The organism is Bacillus sp. GW823-FHT06B01, from assembly GCF_058952315.1.
The window spans coordinates 18,909-36,000 of sequence record NZ_JBXAHR010000005.1 but is presented as its reverse complement, the minus strand read 5'-3'; the positions used below and the strand labels follow the sequence as shown (position 1 = coordinate 36,000).

Annotated in this window: 17 protein-coding genes and 2 pseudogenes; 6 read left to right on the top strand and 13 right to left on the bottom strand. The window is 36.6% G+C overall.

The features are described from left to right. Positions 1-22 precede the first annotated feature (22 nt). From AC1Q8N_RS21715 to hutP, 7 genes are all read right to left on the bottom strand, one after another. The gene (locus AC1Q8N_RS21715) at positions 23-1,150 is read right to left on the bottom strand and encodes an alkene reductase (RefSeq protein WP_098642773.1); all 1,128 of its coding nucleotides are present in this window, start codon (positions 1,148-1,150) and stop codon (positions 23-25) included. A 592-nt stretch (positions 1,151-1,742) separates the two neighbouring features. Then, complete coding sequence (locus AC1Q8N_RS21710) at positions 1,743-2,204, bottom strand: CarD family transcriptional regulator (RefSeq protein ID WP_170771247.1); 462 nt, start codon at positions 2,202-2,204, stop codon at positions 1,743-1,745. A gap of 281 nt (positions 2,205-2,485) precedes the next feature. After that, the gene (hutG, locus tag AC1Q8N_RS21705) at positions 2,486-3,457 is read right to left on the bottom strand and encodes a formimidoylglutamase (protein ID WP_098079672.1); all 972 of its coding nucleotides are present in this window, start codon (positions 3,455-3,457) and stop codon (positions 2,486-2,488) included. After that, positions 3,436-4,707, bottom strand: a complete 1,272-nt coding sequence (gene hutI / locus AC1Q8N_RS21700) for an imidazolonepropionase (RefSeq protein ID WP_048544131.1) — start codon at positions 4,705-4,707, stop codon at positions 3,436-3,438. Before hutI ends, hutG begins: the two co-directional genes overlap by 22 nt. A gap of 12 nt (positions 4,708-4,719) precedes the next feature. Beyond that, entirely contained in the window at positions 4,720-6,378 is a 1,659-nt protein-coding gene (gene hutU / locus AC1Q8N_RS21695) for a urocanate hydratase (RefSeq protein ID WP_098079676.1), read from the bottom strand. A 23-nt stretch (positions 6,379-6,401) separates the two neighbouring features. Then, the gene (gene hutH, locus AC1Q8N_RS21690) at positions 6,402-7,919 is read right to left on the bottom strand and encodes a histidine ammonia-lyase (protein WP_493521372.1); all 1,518 of its coding nucleotides are present in this window, start codon (positions 7,917-7,919) and stop codon (positions 6,402-6,404) included. 102 nt (positions 7,920-8,021) lie between these two features. Beyond that, positions 8,022-8,462, bottom strand: coding sequence for a histidine utilization transcription antiterminator HutP (hutP, locus tag AC1Q8N_RS21685; RefSeq protein ID WP_098079678.1), 441 nt, complete (start codon positions 8,460-8,462; stop codon positions 8,022-8,024). A 193-nt stretch (positions 8,463-8,655) separates the two neighbouring features. On the opposite strand from hutP, the gene AC1Q8N_RS21680 reads away from it, so the two are divergent. Further along, entirely contained in the window at positions 8,656-9,603 is a 948-nt protein-coding gene (locus AC1Q8N_RS21680; RefSeq protein ID WP_048544133.1) for a class I SAM-dependent methyltransferase, read from the top strand. 13 nt (positions 9,604-9,616) lie between these two features. Here the strand turns inward: AC1Q8N_RS21680 and AC1Q8N_RS21675 are convergent, their stop codons facing one another. Continuing rightward, entirely contained in the window at positions 9,617-10,189 is a 573-nt protein-coding gene (locus tag AC1Q8N_RS21675; RefSeq protein WP_098078774.1) for a DJ-1/PfpI family protein, read from the bottom strand. Beyond that, positions 10,186-10,773: an AAA family ATPase gene (locus AC1Q8N_RS21670; protein WP_095205705.1), complete on the bottom strand. Its 588-nt coding sequence runs from the start codon at positions 10,771-10,773 to the stop codon at positions 10,186-10,188. Before AC1Q8N_RS21670 ends, AC1Q8N_RS21675 begins: the two co-directional genes overlap by 4 nt. Before the next feature lie 244 nt (positions 10,774-11,017). Here AC1Q8N_RS21670 and AC1Q8N_RS21665 point away from each other — a divergent pair, with 244 nt between their 5' ends. Then, positions 11,018-11,314, top strand: a complete 297-nt coding sequence (locus AC1Q8N_RS21665; protein ID WP_000262403.1) for a hypothetical protein — start codon at positions 11,018-11,020, stop codon at positions 11,312-11,314. A gap of 103 nt (positions 11,315-11,417) precedes the next feature. After that, entirely contained in the window at positions 11,418-11,858 is a 441-nt protein-coding gene (locus AC1Q8N_RS21660; protein ID WP_000889389.1) for a DUF2621 domain-containing protein, read from the top strand. Between the two features lie 30 nt (positions 11,859-11,888). Here the strand turns inward: AC1Q8N_RS21660 and AC1Q8N_RS21655 are convergent. Beyond that, positions 11,889-12,833, bottom strand: a pseudogene (locus tag AC1Q8N_RS21655) (hypothetical protein); the annotation flags it as partial. On the opposite strand from AC1Q8N_RS21655, the pseudogene AC1Q8N_RS21650 reads away from it, so the two are divergent. After that, a pseudogene (locus AC1Q8N_RS21650) lies at positions 12,826-13,086 on the top strand (hypothetical protein); the annotation flags it as partial. The pseudogenes AC1Q8N_RS21655 and AC1Q8N_RS21650 overlap by 8 nt on opposite strands. A gap of 62 nt (positions 13,087-13,148) precedes the next feature. Here AC1Q8N_RS21650 and AC1Q8N_RS21645 read toward each other — a convergent pair. The 3 genes from AC1Q8N_RS21645 to AC1Q8N_RS21635 all read right to left on the bottom strand — a co-directional run bounded on the left by AC1Q8N_RS21645 (position 13,149) and on the right by AC1Q8N_RS21635 (position 14,613). After that, positions 13,149-13,655, bottom strand: coding sequence for a CcdC family protein (locus AC1Q8N_RS21645; protein WP_001028637.1), 507 nt, complete (start codon positions 13,653-13,655; stop codon positions 13,149-13,151). A gap of 90 nt (positions 13,656-13,745) precedes the next feature. Next, the gene (ccdA, locus tag AC1Q8N_RS21640) at positions 13,746-14,453 is read right to left on the bottom strand and encodes a cytochrome c-type biogenesis protein CcdA (RefSeq protein WP_001152684.1); all 708 of its coding nucleotides are present in this window, start codon (positions 14,451-14,453) and stop codon (positions 13,746-13,748) included. A 16-nt stretch (positions 14,454-14,469) separates the two neighbouring features. Next, a complete protein-coding gene (locus AC1Q8N_RS21635) occupies positions 14,470-14,613 on the bottom strand; it encodes a peptidase T (RefSeq protein WP_098079680.1) in 144 nt (47 codons plus the stop codon). A 325-nt stretch (positions 14,614-14,938) separates the two neighbouring features. On the opposite strand from AC1Q8N_RS21635, the gene AC1Q8N_RS21630 reads away from it, so the two are divergent. Both AC1Q8N_RS21630 and AC1Q8N_RS21625 read left to right on the top strand, forming a co-directional pair. Further along, positions 14,939-15,847 (top strand): EamA family transporter, encoded by a 909-nt coding sequence (locus tag AC1Q8N_RS21630; protein ID WP_000947017.1) that lies wholly within the window; start codon positions 14,939-14,941, stop codon positions 15,845-15,847. Between the two features lie 88 nt (positions 15,848-15,935). After that, on the top strand, positions 15,936-17,081 hold the full coding sequence (locus AC1Q8N_RS21625) for a M20 peptidase aminoacylase family protein (RefSeq protein ID WP_098079682.1): 1,146 nt from the start codon (positions 15,936-15,938) through the stop codon (positions 17,079-17,081). Positions 17,082-17,092: the final 11 nt, after the last annotated feature.

The window sequence follows — 17,092 nt, the reverse complement described above, 5'->3', positions numbered from 1 at the left end:
TGTGTTCTCCTTTTATCTTTATTCAAATTAATGTAGCAAGATGCTCTTTCGCATCATATTCAACTAAACTTTCAGCATTTTTAATTCGATGAACAAAATCTGGATTAGCAATTAAAGGTCTTCCGAATGCCGCTACATCAATCGTTCCTTCTCGCAACGCTTCTTCAGCTTCTTTCGGATTTAAATTCCCTACTCCTACGATCGTACCATCCCAATATTTTCTTACTAATTGATGAAAATTCTTTCCGTCAGCAATGACTGCCGTATAATTCATTGTTGAAGGGTGAATCATCGTTAATCCAACTTCTTTGAACATATTTACAAACGTTTCAATTGCAAGCTCAGGGTTTTCCCACATATAAGTTGGATTATCACCTTTGAAAGCAGAGAAGCGAAGAAGTGTTTTATCAGCCCCAACAGCTTTTATTACAGCCTCCGTTACTTCTTTCATAAACGTTAGCCTTTGCTTTAAATCTCCGCCGTATTTATCAGTACGCTTATTTGCGAAATCATAAGTAAATTGATCGATTAAATATCCGTGTGCACCGTGTATTTCTACTCCATCGAATCCAGCTTCGATCGCGTTTTTCGCAGCTTGTGCGTATTGACCAATCACCTCTTGTATTTCTTCTAACGTCATTGCTTCTGGCGTGTCGAACGGTTTACGAAAACGCGGAACATTTCCCACTGCAGCGATAGCAGACGGTGCTTGTGGCATTTGCCCACCAATTATCTCGTGATGACTCATACGGCCAACATGCCATATTTGAGCAATAATCGTTCCACCTTCTTTATGTACTGCCTCTGTAACAGGCTTCCACGAATCGATTTGCTCTTGTGTATAAATCCCTGGTACTCCTGGATTTCCTTTTGCTCTTGGGCTAATGACGATTCCCTCTGTAATAATTAAGCCAACTCCATCAGCTGCACGTTTTCTATAGTACTCGACTACATCAGTACCAACGATTCCTGTTTCATGATTCGCGAAACATCTCGTCATCGGTGCCATTGCTATGCGATTACGAAGAGACCAAGATCCAATTTGAATCGAGTCAAATAACCTCGTTTCTTCAATATTTTCAAAAGAACCCCAATCATTTATATTTGTTCCTTCATAAATACTTGCTGCTTTATTATTTGAACTTGTCATTTTTCTTCCCCCTAAAAAATTCTTACTATAATCGCATCATACTTACTTTTAGATAGTAACGTCAATTTATACGCCTTTACCATCAAACATTCGCATATCAAAAAAACAGAATGATACAAATAAAAAAAGGTTTCCTAGGAAGGAAACCTTTTTTAGTTTACCGTATATGGATGACAACACGTTTATCTCTTTTATATAAAGAAAATAAACAATTATAATCTCTTCACATATAAAAAACTTTAACAATAGAAGTGAGAGTGGTTCAGTATCCTTCTAAAAATAATAACTTATAAACCTAAAACAATGAAAGCCCTACCTCTCTTTCATCCTTACGGCTCCTCGTCCGTGCCAGTGTGAATCAGGATTGCAAAAATCAAGTAACTATTCTATCGAAGTGTTTAATTAAACTTCGAATATTCGTAAAGAATTAAAAAATAAAAATGGATTTGATTGTAGTAACAACAAAAGAGGTTAATGCTCTAAAAGTGGTTTGAAAGAGTTGAATGTCTTTGAAATGATTAATTCTCTATAATTATGTTCCCAAAAAATTCAAAACCTTTTTTGGGATCTAATACATTATTTGTAATGAATCTTAACAAAAGCTTTTTATTTGACTTTCTGTGATACCTTCAATTAATCCCAGTTCACTAATCAAAAATTCGTGTGCGTTATCTAACATTTTCTTTTCGCTTGCATTAAGTGCTTTTTCTTTCTGCATACGTAATAAATCACGTACAACTTCAGCACCTTCTTGTATTTTACCCGTCTTTATTTTATCAGTGTTCAATTTATACCTTTGTTTCCACGTAAGTAATCTATCAGATTCTCCATGTTGAAAAATATCCAATATGTGTGCTATTGCCGTTATATCCGTGACTGGTCGTATATTTGAGCTCAATATTCTCCCTGCCGGAATCATTACTTCCATATTACTACCCGACATTTTTATAACATAATATTGTTGTTTTTCTCCTGTGATTTCCTTCTCTTCTATGGCTTTAATTATACCTGCTCCCTGCATTGGATAAACAATGTTATCGCCAATTTGAAACAAATAATCCACCTCCATATATGGTAACCTTCTCAATCTTAACACACAATCAATTTTTTAGCAAAATTTTTATTTTATCATAAAATTATTTTTAATGTCAATCCTTTCGAACTAAGAAAATAATTTCGTCAAATATCATTAAAAACCCGCAATCTTATTAACTTTTCCGCACATATATACATTCTAATTTCACCTTCTCTTTTTACATAAAAACACATTACTACATATAAATAGTAATGTGTTTTTTATACGGAATCGTTAAACATTCCCTATTAATTTCACGCCTATACACTAACCTGCTTACGTACTGTCTCTCTCGCTAAAAGAAAACTCATAATCACTTGCGCAGCTACTCGACTTGTCATATCTCTGAAATCAAGGGTTGGATCAATTTCTACTATATCCATCCCTTGAACGAGCGGTTCTTTACCAAGAAATTCAATCGCATCAAGTAACGTCATACTATCCATTCCGCCAGGACCAATTGCTGGACAACCTGGTGCAAATGCTTGATCTAGTACATCCATATCAAGAGAAATGTAAATAGAAGTCACGCCTTGCTTTCTTAATACTTCAATACTTTCTGTGATAATATCTTTGATTTGTCGCTCTCGTACATCTTTCATTGTATACACTGTCACGCCATGTTCTTTTGCATATTCATGGTACGCTCGTGCATTTGAAAAATTACGAATTCCGATTTGAATGAGTTGTTTTCCTGTAATGACATCATTTTCTAATAAACTACGGAACGGTGTCCCATTTGATGGGCCACCATCATCTAAATTACGTAAATCATGATGGGCATCAAATTGAATAACGCCGACCTTCCCTTTACTATTTGCAAACCCTGTTATACTCGGAAAGCTAATCGAATGGTCACCACCAAGAACGATTGGTATCATGTTCGGATTTACTTTCGTTACATGACTAACTGTTTTCGCAATTCGCTTATGACTTTCTTTTATATCCGTCACATGCATCGTAATATCGCCGCAATCATATAAGACACTTTCTTTCATATCATGTTCTTCTGTAATTGCGTACGTGCTATATGCATCTAACATTGCACGAATTGTTTTTGGTGCAAAACTTGCTCCCGAATGACTAATAGATGGTTTAGAAAGGGGTGCTCCAATTAAGGCAGCACCGAATATTTCCAAGCCTTCCTCCCAATCTTTAATCATCTCACTCCATTTCGTCACTTCACGATCGATAAACTTTGCATTTTTCTTTAAATAGTGGCCGTGCTCCACGATTGTTCACCTCTTGTATATGCGATATTACCATTCTTCCATACTGTATTTACATGACTTACGCCGTAATGATACGGTACGTAAGCATAATTGTAAGCATCCCATAGAACTAAATCTGCCTTGCGACCAACTCTAATTTTCCCAGCTACATCACCACGATTAATTGCGTAAGAAGAGTTAACTGTTACTGCATTCCAAACTTCTTCTGGTGTCATTTTCAGCTTGAGCATTGCAATGCTCATAATAAGCTGAATGTTCTCAGTTGGACAACTACCTGGGTTAAAGTCTGTAGCCAAAGCAACTGCAACACCTTCATCAATCATTTTACGTCCACGAGCAAAGCTTTCTTTATTTAAATAGAAAGTTGTTCCTGGTAATAAAGTCGCTACTGTATTAGAATTTGCAAGCATTTCAATTCCTTTATCAGAAGCGCCAACTAAATGGTCCGCTGATGCTGCACCAATTTCAGCCGCTGCTTCCGCGCCACCAAGAGGATCAATTTCATCTGCATGAATTTTCACATCAAACCCAAGCTCTTTCGCTTTTAATAAAAACTCTTTTGACTCTTCAACAGAGAACACACCTGTTTCACAGAAAATATCAACGAATTCAGCTAATTGCTTCTCTTTCATTTCTGGTAGTAAGTCTAACATCCATTGTAAAAATTCTTTCGATCTACCTTTATACTCTTTCGGAACTGCGTGAGCACCTAAAAATGTGGAAACTAAATCAATCGAGTGCTCTTTTTGTAATTGTGCAGTTGCCTCTAATTGTTTCCATTCCGTCTCATCATCTAATCCGTAACCACTCTTCGCTTCTACAGTTGTAACTCCGAAAGATAGCATACGGTCTAAATGGAATTTCGCTTTTTGAACAAGTTCTTCTTTCGACGCCTTTTTCGTTGCATTTACAGTTGAAAGAATACCTCCGCCTTGTTCTAAAATTTCTAAGTACGGAACTCCTTGTAATTTTAATGCGATTTCATTTTCACGAGATCCACCAAATACAAGGTGAGTATGCGGATCAACAAGACCAGGAGAAACCATTTTTCCGCCGCAATCAATAACTTCTTTCGCTTGTAATCCTTTAGCTTCTTCCACTGTTCCAACGAAAGTAATTACGCCGTTTTCAATTCCAACCACACCATTTTCGATAACAGGAAGCGTGTTCATCGCTTCCCGTCTTAACAAGCCATCTTCTTGATCCATTGTTAGTAATTGACCGATATTTATTAGTAAAGTGTCCAGCATGTTTTCTCCTCCTTATTTCATCATCGGAATGTTAACGCCTTTTTCTTTCGCCGTTTCTACAGCTAAGTCATATCCTGCATCAACATGACGAACAACACCCATACCAGGGTCAGAAGTTAATACGCGCTCAATACGTTTTGCTGCTGCTTCTGTTCCATCTGCAACGATAACCATTCCAGCGTGAAGTGAATAACCCATACCAACGCCACCACCGTGGTGAACAGATACCCAACTCGCACCGTTTACACTATTAATTAATGCATTTAAAATTGGCCAGTCTGCTACTGCATCACTACCGTCTTTCATCGCTTCTGTTTCACGGTTTGGAGATGCTACTGATCCGCAATCTAAATGGTCACGACCGATAACGATTGGTGCTGATAATTCACCATTTGCCACCATTTCATTAATAATGCGACCAAATTTCGCGCGCTCACCGTAACCTAACCAACAAATACGAGATGGAAGGCCTTGGAACTCAACTTGCTGACGAGCCATACGAATCCAGTTACATAAATGCTCATTATCCGCAAACTCACGTAATATTACTTCGTCTGTTTTATAAATATCTTCTGGATCACCAGAAAGTGCTACCCAGCGGAATGGTCCTTTTCCTTCGCAGAATAATGGACGGATAAATGCTGGAACGAATCCTGGGAAATCGAATGCATTTTTCAAACCTTCATCGAAAGCAACTTGGCGAATGTTATTTCCGTAATCAAATGTAATTGCGCCTTTTTCTTGCATAGCAAGCATTGCTTCTACATGTTTTGTCATGCTTTCTTTTGATAATTGTACGTAACGTTCTGGATCTTCTTCACGAAGTTTCGCTGCTTCTTCTAATGTGAAACCTACTGGAATATAACCGTTTAATGGATCATGAGCAGATGTTTGATCCGTAACTAAATCTGGCGTAATATTGCGCTTCACTAGTTCTGGTAAAATCTCTGCCGCATTTCCTAATAAACCAATTGAAATTGGTTCTTTCTTCTCTTTATACTCGTTCGCAACCGTTAATGCTTCTTCTAATGATTCTGTATACATATCACAGTATCTCTTTTCAATACGACGATCGATGCTGCGCTTATCAACATCAATAGCAATGACAACACCGCCGTTCATCGTTACAGCAAGAGGTTGTGCACCACCCATACCACCTAAGCCAGCAGTAAGTGTTACTGTACCTTTTAATGAACCATCGAAATGTTGACGTGCCGCTTCTCCAAACGTTTCATATGTTCCTTGTAAAATACCTTGTGTTCCAATGTAAATCCAGCTACCTGCTGTCATTTGTCCGTACATCATAAGACCTTTTTTCTCTAGTTCACGGAAGTGATCCCAGTTCGCCCATTTTGGTACTAAGTTTGAGTTCGCTAAAAGAACGCGAGGTGCATCTTCATGCGATTTAAAGATTGCAACTGGTTTTCCTGATTGAACAAGTAATGTTTCATCGCTTTCTAACGTTTTTAATGAATCTACAATCGCATGGTAGCTTTCCCAGTTACGAGCTGCACGGCCAATTCCGCCATATACAACTAATTCTTCTGGTTTTTCAGCAACTTCAGGATCTAAATTATTCATTAACATACGAAGTGCAGCTTCTTGAACCCACCCTTTCGTTTGTAATTCAGTACCTCTTGGCGCGCGAATTGTTTGTTTAACTTTTTCCATTTCAATCTCTCCCTTTTCTCATTTTATAGTGCTGCGTTTACATCTAATCTTTCTTTTATCGAATAATTCGTTTTTAACCAGTGCGTAATATTTTCAATATCCGTTGAGAATATGCGATCATTTGTAATAGAAGGTACTTGTTGACGGCCTTGATGGTAGAAGCTCTTCGTCACTGTACTCATGTTTTCAATACCGCGATATTCTGCTGCTTGCATCGCACAAATCATCTCAATTGAAAGAACACGTCTTACATTTTGAATAATTTGATGTGCATGGCGTGAAGCGATTGTTCCCATACTTACGTGATCTTCTTGGTTAGCTGATGACGGAATTGAATCAACACTCGCTGGATGTGCTAACGTTTTATTTTCAGAAACAAGTGACGCTGCAGCGTATTGCATAATCATTGCACCAGACTGAAGTCCTGGTTCTGGACTTAAAAATGGAGGTAAATCATTTAATTGCGGATTTACTAAACGCTCGATACGACGCTCTGAAATATTTGCAAGTTCCGCCATTCCTACTTTTAAGAAGTCCATCGCAAACGCAATCGGTTGACCATGGAAATTCCCACCCGAAATTACTTTTTCTCCGCCATCAAAGATTAGCGGATTATCTGTTGCTGCATTCATTTCAATTTCTAATTTTTCTTTCACATAATTTAAAACTTGCCAAGAAGCACCGTGTACTTGTGGGATACAACGAAGTGAATATGCATCCTGTACTCGTAGTTCTCCTTGTTTTGTTGTTAATTTACTATCATGAAGGATGTTACGAATTCTGCTCGCTACTTCCACTTGCTCTTTATAACCACGTGCTTTATGAACATTTTCATCAAATGCATCAATAATGCCTTGTAATCCTTCAATTGTCATCGAAGCAATGAATTCAGCTTGATACGCCATTGCTTCTGCTTCTATATAAGAAAGAACTCCTTGCGCTGTCATCGCCTGCGTACCATTAATTAATGCAAGCCCTTCTTTCGCTTCAAGTTCAATCGGTTCAAGCCCTTCTTCTGTAAGAGCAACCATCGCATGAACGCGTTTCCCCTTATAGAACACTTCACCTTCGCCTAATAATACAAGCGCAAGATGAGATAAAGGTGCTAAATCGCCACTCGCACCAAGTGACCCTTGTTGCGGAACGACTGGGTGAATTTTACGATTTACAAACTCAAGAAGCATATTTACAACAAGTGGTCTAACACCAGATACTCCTTTAAGCATCGTGTTCGCTCGTAAAATTAACATACCGCGTGATACTTCTTCAGGGAACGGATCACCTATACCGCATGCATGTGACTGAATTAAATTGTGTTGAAGTGCCTTTACATCATCTTTTTGAATAAGCACATCACTGAACTTTCCAAATCCAGTTGTAATACCGTAAACGACTTTTCCGTCCTCTACAATTTTCTCAACAACTTCGCGGCACTCCGCCACCTTTTGCATACTATTTGGACAAGCTGTTACACCTTCCCCTTCAAGTAACAACCTCTTCATTTCTTCAATTGTCAATGTGTGTCCTGTTAACATAATCATTCTTTTTCCTCCTTAAAAAGGCAAAAGGGGACCTTATCTTTTTAAGACAGACTTCTGTCCCAAAAAGTAAGGCCCCCTTCTAACTAATAGACTATGGGCAAATCATATGTGATTAATTCCTAAACCAATCGCCTCATGCTCAGATCCTTTTACAGGTGCACCAATCGTTCCATATAATGCAACAGCAACCCATTCGCCTTCTTTTTTTCCGTCGTATGGTCTACCGCGCACAATCGCAAAGCGAAGTCCTACTGTACGAAGAACGTCTGCTAACTGAATTTGACCTCTCGTCACTCCGTACAAAGCTTCCATAATTGCATGATAAAGTGCATGTGTTTCTCTGTAAACATCTGTTTCAATAACTTGGGTGCTCTTAGCCGCTGTTTCCATTGCTGCTACAACTTTTTGCGAATTCATCGAACCAACTTTCCCCGTACAATACTTCCAACCTTTCGGAATAGATAATACAGGGCTTTCATTCGCATCCGCAAGTGCCAACAACATGGCCATACGACCAATTCGATGTGTTCCTTGAAGAAGCATGTGACTCTCTCATTTCTTTAATTATTTGAATATTTCTTAATTTAAGAATATATGAAAACGGTTAAATCGTCAATAGTTTAAACTCACATTCGAACAATTTTTTCATCCCCTCCATTTGTGTACACAAATTATTTACACGAATTTTTCAGGCGTGCTATAGTCTCACTAACAGATGCAAAGGGGCGATATTTCAATGACGAAGCGAAAAGATATTCATTTTCGAATTGAAGAAAAATTACTTGAAAGGTTTGAATCTGCACTCCATTACGAAGGGTTAAAGAAAACCGACGTATTAACACACGCGATTCAGCAATTTTGCACGAAGGTGGAATGTGAAAAAATGAATGATGTAAAACGCCAATATAACGTAAGCAACCATTTACAAACACGTATCGATACGCATAAACATTACGAAGAAAAACAAGTAAATTTAGATGAACTCGTCATGGAACATTTGCAACTTCAAGGAGAAGAAAAAATATTAGAGGTTGGGTGTGCTAATGGAAATTTTCTTTCCCTTTTACAAACTAACGGTCATAAAGGTCAACTAACCGGTTTTGATCAATCAAAAACGATGCTTTCTGAAGCTGCAATAAAGAATAGCATAATTGAATGGAAACTAGGTGATGCTGGTAAACTTCCTTTTGAAGCTAATTGCTATGACTGGGTCATCGCAAGACATATGTTATATCACATGAAAGATGTCGAAAAAACAGTTCAAGGATTCCATAAAGTAATTCGTCCCGGAGGCTCACTTTTAGCTACAACAAATTCTGACGTTACATTACCTCATATAGTTGAAATGTGTAACCGCATGTTAGACGCATTTAATTTACCGAAAACAACATCATCAGTCACTCCATTTTGTTTAGAAAATGGTAAAGAGATATTACAGTCTGTTTTTCCAACTGTTGAAGAAACAGTTATTCATAATGCTCTCGTTTTTCATCATGCTACTCCGATTGTAAGCTATATTTCTAGCATGTTTCCATCGCTAAATATACCTGATAATACATATCTTCACGCCGAAATGAAGGAATGGCTAAAAAAAGAAGTAGAAAATGAATTGTCACTTCATAACGGTATATGGCGCGACCCGAAAACGTTAGCCATTTATCGATGTCAAAAAGAAAAAAGCTAGCAAATGCTAGCTTTTACACATTCTCAGGCAAAAGCTCCTCCATCATCACATTCCCCTTACCACTGTAAAAATTTATATTATGTTCGTTTGTTACTCCAAAATAAGAGGCAATCGCTATTCCGAATGGTACGAAAGCATGTCCTTGTGCAGTAATAATATTTGAGTGTTGTACAACTTCTTTATATACAAAATTTTCTACTGGAAAACAATCTAACTTTTGATAATCTATAGTCGCTGTATAAGAAATCCCTTTAAATAAACCTGCTCTTGCTAACGCATACGGTCCAGCACAAATCGCAGCTACTAATTTTTGTTTTTCAGAAAATTGGCGAATGACTGAAAAGAGAATATCTGCGTCTTTCATATGTACTTCGTCTCCCCCTGGAATGATAATCCCCTCATATTCATCTACACGCACTTCACTTAATTCTATATGCGGTTGTACTTGCAAGCCTGTTTCACTTATAATCAACCCTTTTGTTAAGCCCGCAGTAATGATTTCATATTTCTTTTTCAGCAATGCTGTCGCTACTGTAATTTCAAACTCCGCAAATGTTGGGTATACGAATAATAATATTTTTTTCATAGTCCTTTCTCCTTTAACCAGCCCATAAAATATGCTTCTAACTCATCCACTGTTAATGTATTCGTGTCCACATAAGTTATAGGAAATTGTTTATACCATTCTTTTTCGGTTTCGACTAATTTAAATTGCTCCTCAAATGTACTTCGATTTCTTGTTCTATCATTATTTTTTCTATCATATACATTCTTTTTCGTGACATCTAAATAAAAAATCGCATCTGAACGACATTCTCTTAATTTATATAATTCATCTTTTAATTCAGTTTCCATACCCCACTCTTCCCCTATAATCGTTGGATAAAAGAGTGTATAAAATTCAATATCTTCTGGTCCGCGATCAAAAATCACGACTGAATCTTTCACATTTTGAAACTCCTTTATTTTTGCTTCCATAAACATTTTTTGATTTATAATAAATCCTTCTTTTGAATTCATATCCAAATTTAATTGTTTTCGCTTTTCTACAATTGGATATGGATTTTCATATATAACTGAAAGCCCACATCGCTCTAACCTTTTAGCCAATGTTGTTTTTCCGCTTGCCATCGATCCTTGGAGTGAAATTACATATGCCATTCCTCTCATTCCCTTGCATTTTAGTATATCTATAATATACAGAATTTTAAAAACCATCAACAGAATATATATCACCTTGTTTCTTATTCTTATCTAACTTATAATAAAAATAGAGATTATGACGGACGCATCAATAATGTAAGCTTGGAAATCCAAGCTTACATTATTTTTTGCTTTCCCTTTTCTAATAAAAAGAGTATACTAGTTTAGAACGTATGTTCTTAATGATTACATACAGTAAGGAGATAGAACAATGGTATACGATACAAAAGCGATTTCTTGGAATGAGTCTTTAAAACAACTTCAACGCCGCTATACAAACAAACAAGTTGATCGAAAAGAATTTGAAGATATTGAACTGATGGAATTCTTCCGCGATAACGACTACATTTCTTTACCTACACATATAAGCGGCCTATCAACAGCACGTTTTACTTCTTACTCTATTTTTACAACTGAAGATAAAGATCGTAAAGTTGGCACATTAATCATTGAATATGTAGAAGATGATAATAATAATTTATGTGTTGAACAACTATACTTTGTTTAAATGATAACGCTTGGTCAAAATGACCAAGCGTTCTTGCTTTCTATGAATATCACTGTTTATAATATGAATAAAAGAAAACCGCAATCATTAAGGGGGGATAAGCTTGCTCGAAGGATGGTTCAGTTGGTTCATAGTGCTATGGACTGTTATTTTATTAGGACTTATGTCTATCGGTGGATACTTTATGTTCAGAAAATTCCTAAAACGATTACCTAAAGAAGATGGTATGTCCATTTTAGATTGGGAAGAGCACTATATTAATAAAACTAGACATTTATGGGATGAAGAACAAAAACAATTGTTAGAAGAGCTCGTAAGTCCTGTTCCAGAACTATTTCGCGATGTCGCTAAATCAAAAATTGCTGGCAAAATTGGAGAACTGGCATTACAAGAAAAAGCCTCTCAAATTACACAAGATTTAATTATTAAAGGATATATTATTGCTACACCAAAACGCGACCATAAATTTTTAGTTAAAAAACTACAAGAAAAAGAGATTGATTATTCTCATTATGAATCTTTACTGACAAAATCCTCCTCATAAAAAAAGATTGCTAGATTATAGCAATCTTTTTTAACTTACAGTTACAGATTTTACGGCTGTTAATCTAGCTTCTGCCAAGTCTATTTGTAATCCGACCGCACTTGTATAAATCGTATCCCCTGTACCTGTAATATTTACTTGTGTAGATGTCGTATTTGGCGCAATAGAACCTGTTGCATTTACATTTGTAATATCAAATTCAGCTCTCGCATCTGCCTTTGTAGTAGTTCCAGAAAAATTCCGATCTGCAAAACTTCCAATTGTATTTAAATCCCCATTAATATCATTTACTTGCCCTCTAAAAAAGTTTCCCGACGGATTATTCGGTCCCGTTAATGTTACAGAGTTCAATTGAAAGTTATCCCCTGTAAAGTTCGGATCGCCATTTACTGCCATTACAAAAGCTCTTGCTGTCACTGTCCCTGCAGCTGGTGTAAAAAATCCAGAAAGGGTTTGTGGTGTACCTGATAATAAAAAGCCTGGAAATAAACTCACATTTCTCATTGGATAGGAGGAATCACGATAAACTACAATTAAAGACCATCCAGCACCATAACCGACTGGCTGACGCGTAGGTAATCTTGTTACACTATACCTCCCTGCTGCTCGATTTGGTAATCCTTGTAGTAAAGATGTTACGTCTGCTGCTCGATTATAAACATTGGCTATGAAAGGTAAATTCGTCCCTCCTGATGACCATGCTGAATTTATTGTCACTTGTGTACTCGTTCCATCAGGCGTAACTAAATTTGGTGGATTCGCATCAACAACAGCGGTTGTAACAAGCGTATCCAACCCACCTGACCAAACAAGTAATGCAAAATCCACAACCGCCGTAGCAGGAACAATAGTAGTTGACGGATTTAATTCAGCCCATGAACCATCTAGCGTCCAATCATTCGTCGTACCTCCAAATGTATTTGGATCTGTTGAAGAAGGAACCCCTCCAAAAGTTAAGTCAGTATTCATTGAAACTGTTAATCCAGGTGAATCCGTTGTTGTCCGTTTTATCGTTCAAGTAACAGCAGAGCCACGAAACGGTCTCATTCGAAATACCGCCCGCATTCGCTATACACTTAGACCTGATCCTACTAAACCACCGATTCCTGTTGATGAGACTTCGGAACCAAATATTATTCCGTTTATCGGTCCATTCGTCTCGCCAAATTTAAATTGTTTCTTTAATGGGGAACGTTTTATACGCCGCGGCTGGGACAGAAGATGTTAACAATATAAATAAAAAGACAGCGTCAAAAAACGCTGTCTTTTTATTTTATACATATACAGTTTTTAAGTTAGTTTCATATCTTTTTCATTATAAAAACCATCTTCTTTTTCCATTTCCTTCTGTAATTTCGTAAAGGAACGGTACATAGCAATTCTCCATGACACAATCATCGCGAACGCCAGTAAGAAGAACATGCCACTAAGTTGTCCTAAATCAAGAGATTGACTTAAGTATGTTTTAAATACAATCCGCACGACAAGTAATCCAATTAATATAAAAACAAATGCTTTTGAACGCTTCAAATAAATCTCTTGTCCTCTAATTTCAAATTTAGATGTTTTAATAAGAAAAATAGAGAAAAACAAACCGACGCCAATTGCTTCTAACATTTCTGCTGGAGTTAATCGAAATTCAGGAAAAACAAACATCAACGCTCCCGTGCTCATAAAAAATGGTGGAAGTATAATTTTTTTCAATGTTGCCGGTTTCTTAGCTGCTTTTAAACGAATAAACATCGCACCAACAGCCATACAAACAGCAACGATACTGGATAAAACAACTATGTTCATATTTTCTCATCCTTTTTTGTGGCTATATGCAAAATATACTTTCATTATATGCTTTTCCGTTAGTATTTCCAACATTTTCACAGAATAATACTAAAAACCGGTAAAACCACCAAATAAACTTGAGAAATATACGATAATTTTCGTCATCCAGTTAAAATATAGGAAGATACCCATGACAATCATAACGTATCCCCCGATTTTCATGAATTTCATACTATTTCTTTTAATCCAAGACATTTTCGTAATAAAGAATGATAGCACGAAAAATGGGATAGCAAACCCAAGTATGTATGCTATCATATAAATCATTGCTGATTCTGGATTTGTTGCTGCTAATCCAATGACAGACACTAAAATAGGTCCAGTACAAGGCGTCCACCCTGCAGCAAAGGCCAATCCAATTAGAACGGATCCAAAATAGCCACTCGGACGATTTTTAAACGTAAATTTGCGGTCTTGCATTAAAAACTTCGGCTTAAACACACCGACAATAATAAGACCGAACACGATGATAAATATACCACCTAACTGTCTAATTAAATCTTTATAATTTGTAAAGATGCCTCCAATAAAACTTGTACCAAACCCAATTGCAATAAATATAATTGAAAATCCAAGTAAGAAAAACGCTGTATGTATCATACTTCTTTTACGAAGCATTGCATTTTCTTCTTTCAACTCAGAAACCGACATACCTGTTATGTACGATAAAAATGCCGGATAAAGCGGTAAGCAACATGGGGAAATAAATGATAAAAATCCAGCACCAAACGCTAAAAAAATACTAATATCTTGCATGATTCCACTCCTCTCCTTACATATTGTAGCAAAAACACATAAAAATAGTATGAACAATTCGTGAACTCACTTTAACAACGTGATAATAAGAAAAACTACCCTTACAAACAGTTTCTAATAAAACGTTTTCATTTCCTTCTATTATATAGAACAATCTCAATTGGACTACGAAACTTCTCTAATTGTTATTAACATAACAAAGGTAACATAGTTTCTCAAATGATTAGCACACTATAATGGACTACCGTTCTATCTCCCTAAAAAATATTTTTTTCAAATGCTGTCTTTATACAATACGAAGCTGATTTTACAATACTTTTATTATTACTAATTTCAAGATTATGCATAAATATCATACTTTTATTATTATTCTATAAAATGTCATACTTTTCTTTTATTTGACCCTTCATTTTTAATTTTGTATACTTCCCTCTAGTTATATATATCCGTTAGGAACAATTTCATATAGATGGGAGGAATTTTTCATGCTTCGTTATTCTCTTTTAGTTTTATTAGGAGCGTGTAGTTATGGGATTTTAGCTATTTTCGTTAAACTTGCCTATGCAGACGGGTTTTCACTTGGAGAGGTAATTGGCAGCCAATATTTGTTCGGTTGGATTATTTTGCTTGCTATTACTCTTCTATTTTCTAGACATCGTGTTCCATTAAAACAAGCGTTAATTTTATTCGTTGCAGGTACATCTGCAAGTTTTACTGGAATTTTTTATTATGCTTCATTAAAAACTGTACCAGCATCTATTGCAATTATACTTTTATTCCAATTCGTTTGGGTCGGAATTATTATTGAAGCAGTCGTAACAAAAACATTACCTTCAAGAGAAAAGGTTATTTCCGTTATTTTCTTACTTGCAGGTACATTTTTATCAAGTGGTTTACTAGAGAAATCAGCAGGTGATTTCGATATGACTGGAATCATACTAGGTTTATTATCTGCTGTTACATTCGCAACATACATTTTCGTGAGCGGAAAAGTTGCTGTTGAAGTACCTTCATTACCGCGCGGTGTTCTCTTAATGACTGGCGCTTTAACTTTAGTAATGATCGTATTCCCGCCAACATTTATTTTTAGCGGTGCAATTTCTGAAGGACTTTGGAAATACGGTTTAGGATTAGGAACATTTAGTATCGTTATTCCTTCTATCGCCTTTACAATCGGTATTCCAAAGATCGGTTCTGGCTTAGCGACTATTCTTGGTGCAGCAGAACTACCAGTTACAACAATTATGTCTGTATTCGTTTTAAAAGAAGCGGTGCTATCTTCACAATGGATCGGTGTATCACTTATTTTAATCGGTATTGCAATCCCGCAAATTGCCTATGCAATGCGTGGACGTTATCGTAAACATCATACACACAAAAAATTGGCAGCATAAAACGAGAGAGGATTTTCATTTGAGAATCCTCTCTTTTCTTATTGTATACTTAATGTAAATACTTTATTTAAGAAAGAAGGCATTATACGTGGCAGCAAATCTAGAGCAATTAACTGAGATGCTAATTTCTATTCGTCGAAATTTACATGAGCATCCAGAATTATCATACGAAGAATTTGAAACGACGAAGACTATAAAAAATTGGTTAGAAGAGAAAAACATTACGATTATAAATTCTAGTTTAGAAACAGGCGTTATTGCTGAAATTTCAGGGAATAATAGCGGACCAATTATAGCAATCCGTGCTGATATTGATGCCCTTCCTATTCAAGAAGAAACAAATTTACCGTACGCTTCAAAAATTCCCGGTAAAATGCATGCTTGTGGGCATGATTTTCATACAGCTGCTATTATAGGTGCCGCTTATTTATTAAAAGAAAAAGAATCTTCTCTTAGCGGAACTGTACGCTTTATATTCCAACCAGCTGAAGAAAGTAGCAATGGTGCTTGCAAAGTAATTGAAGCCGGGCATTTACATGGCGTGCAAGCGATTTTCGGTATGCATAATAAACCTGATTTACCAGTAGGTACAATCGGTATTAAAGATGGTCCACTGATGGCCGGGGTCGATCGATTTGAAATTGAAATTCACGGAGTTGGTACACATGCAGCTGTACCAGATGCTGGGGTAGACCCTATTGTCGCGTCCTCTCAAATCGTGATGGCACTCCAAACAATTGTAAGCCGAAATATAAGCTCTTCACATAATGCCGTCGTCAGTGTCACAAACATCCATTCAGGAAATACGTGGAACGTAATTCCTGAAAAAGCAACGCTGGAAGGAACTGTACGTACATTCCAAACTGAAACACGTGAAAAGATTCCAGCTCTCATGAAACGTATTATTCAAGGGGTTTCTGATGCATTAGGTGTAAAAACAGAATTTCGTTTTTATGCAGGTCCTCCTGCTGTTCAGAACGATACATCTTTAACAAACTTATCCTCTCAAGTTGCTGAAAAAATGAATTTAAATATCATCTCTCCTACCCCGTCGATGGCCGGAGAAGATTTTTCTTTTTATCAACAAGAAATACCTGGTTCATTCGTTTTTATGGGAACGAGTGGTACACATGAATGGCATCATCCAGCTTTTACAGTAGATGAGCAAGCATTACCTATAAGTGCAGAATACTTCGCTTTGTTAGCTGAAAAAGCACTTAAACAATTTGCATAAAAAAGAGCCGT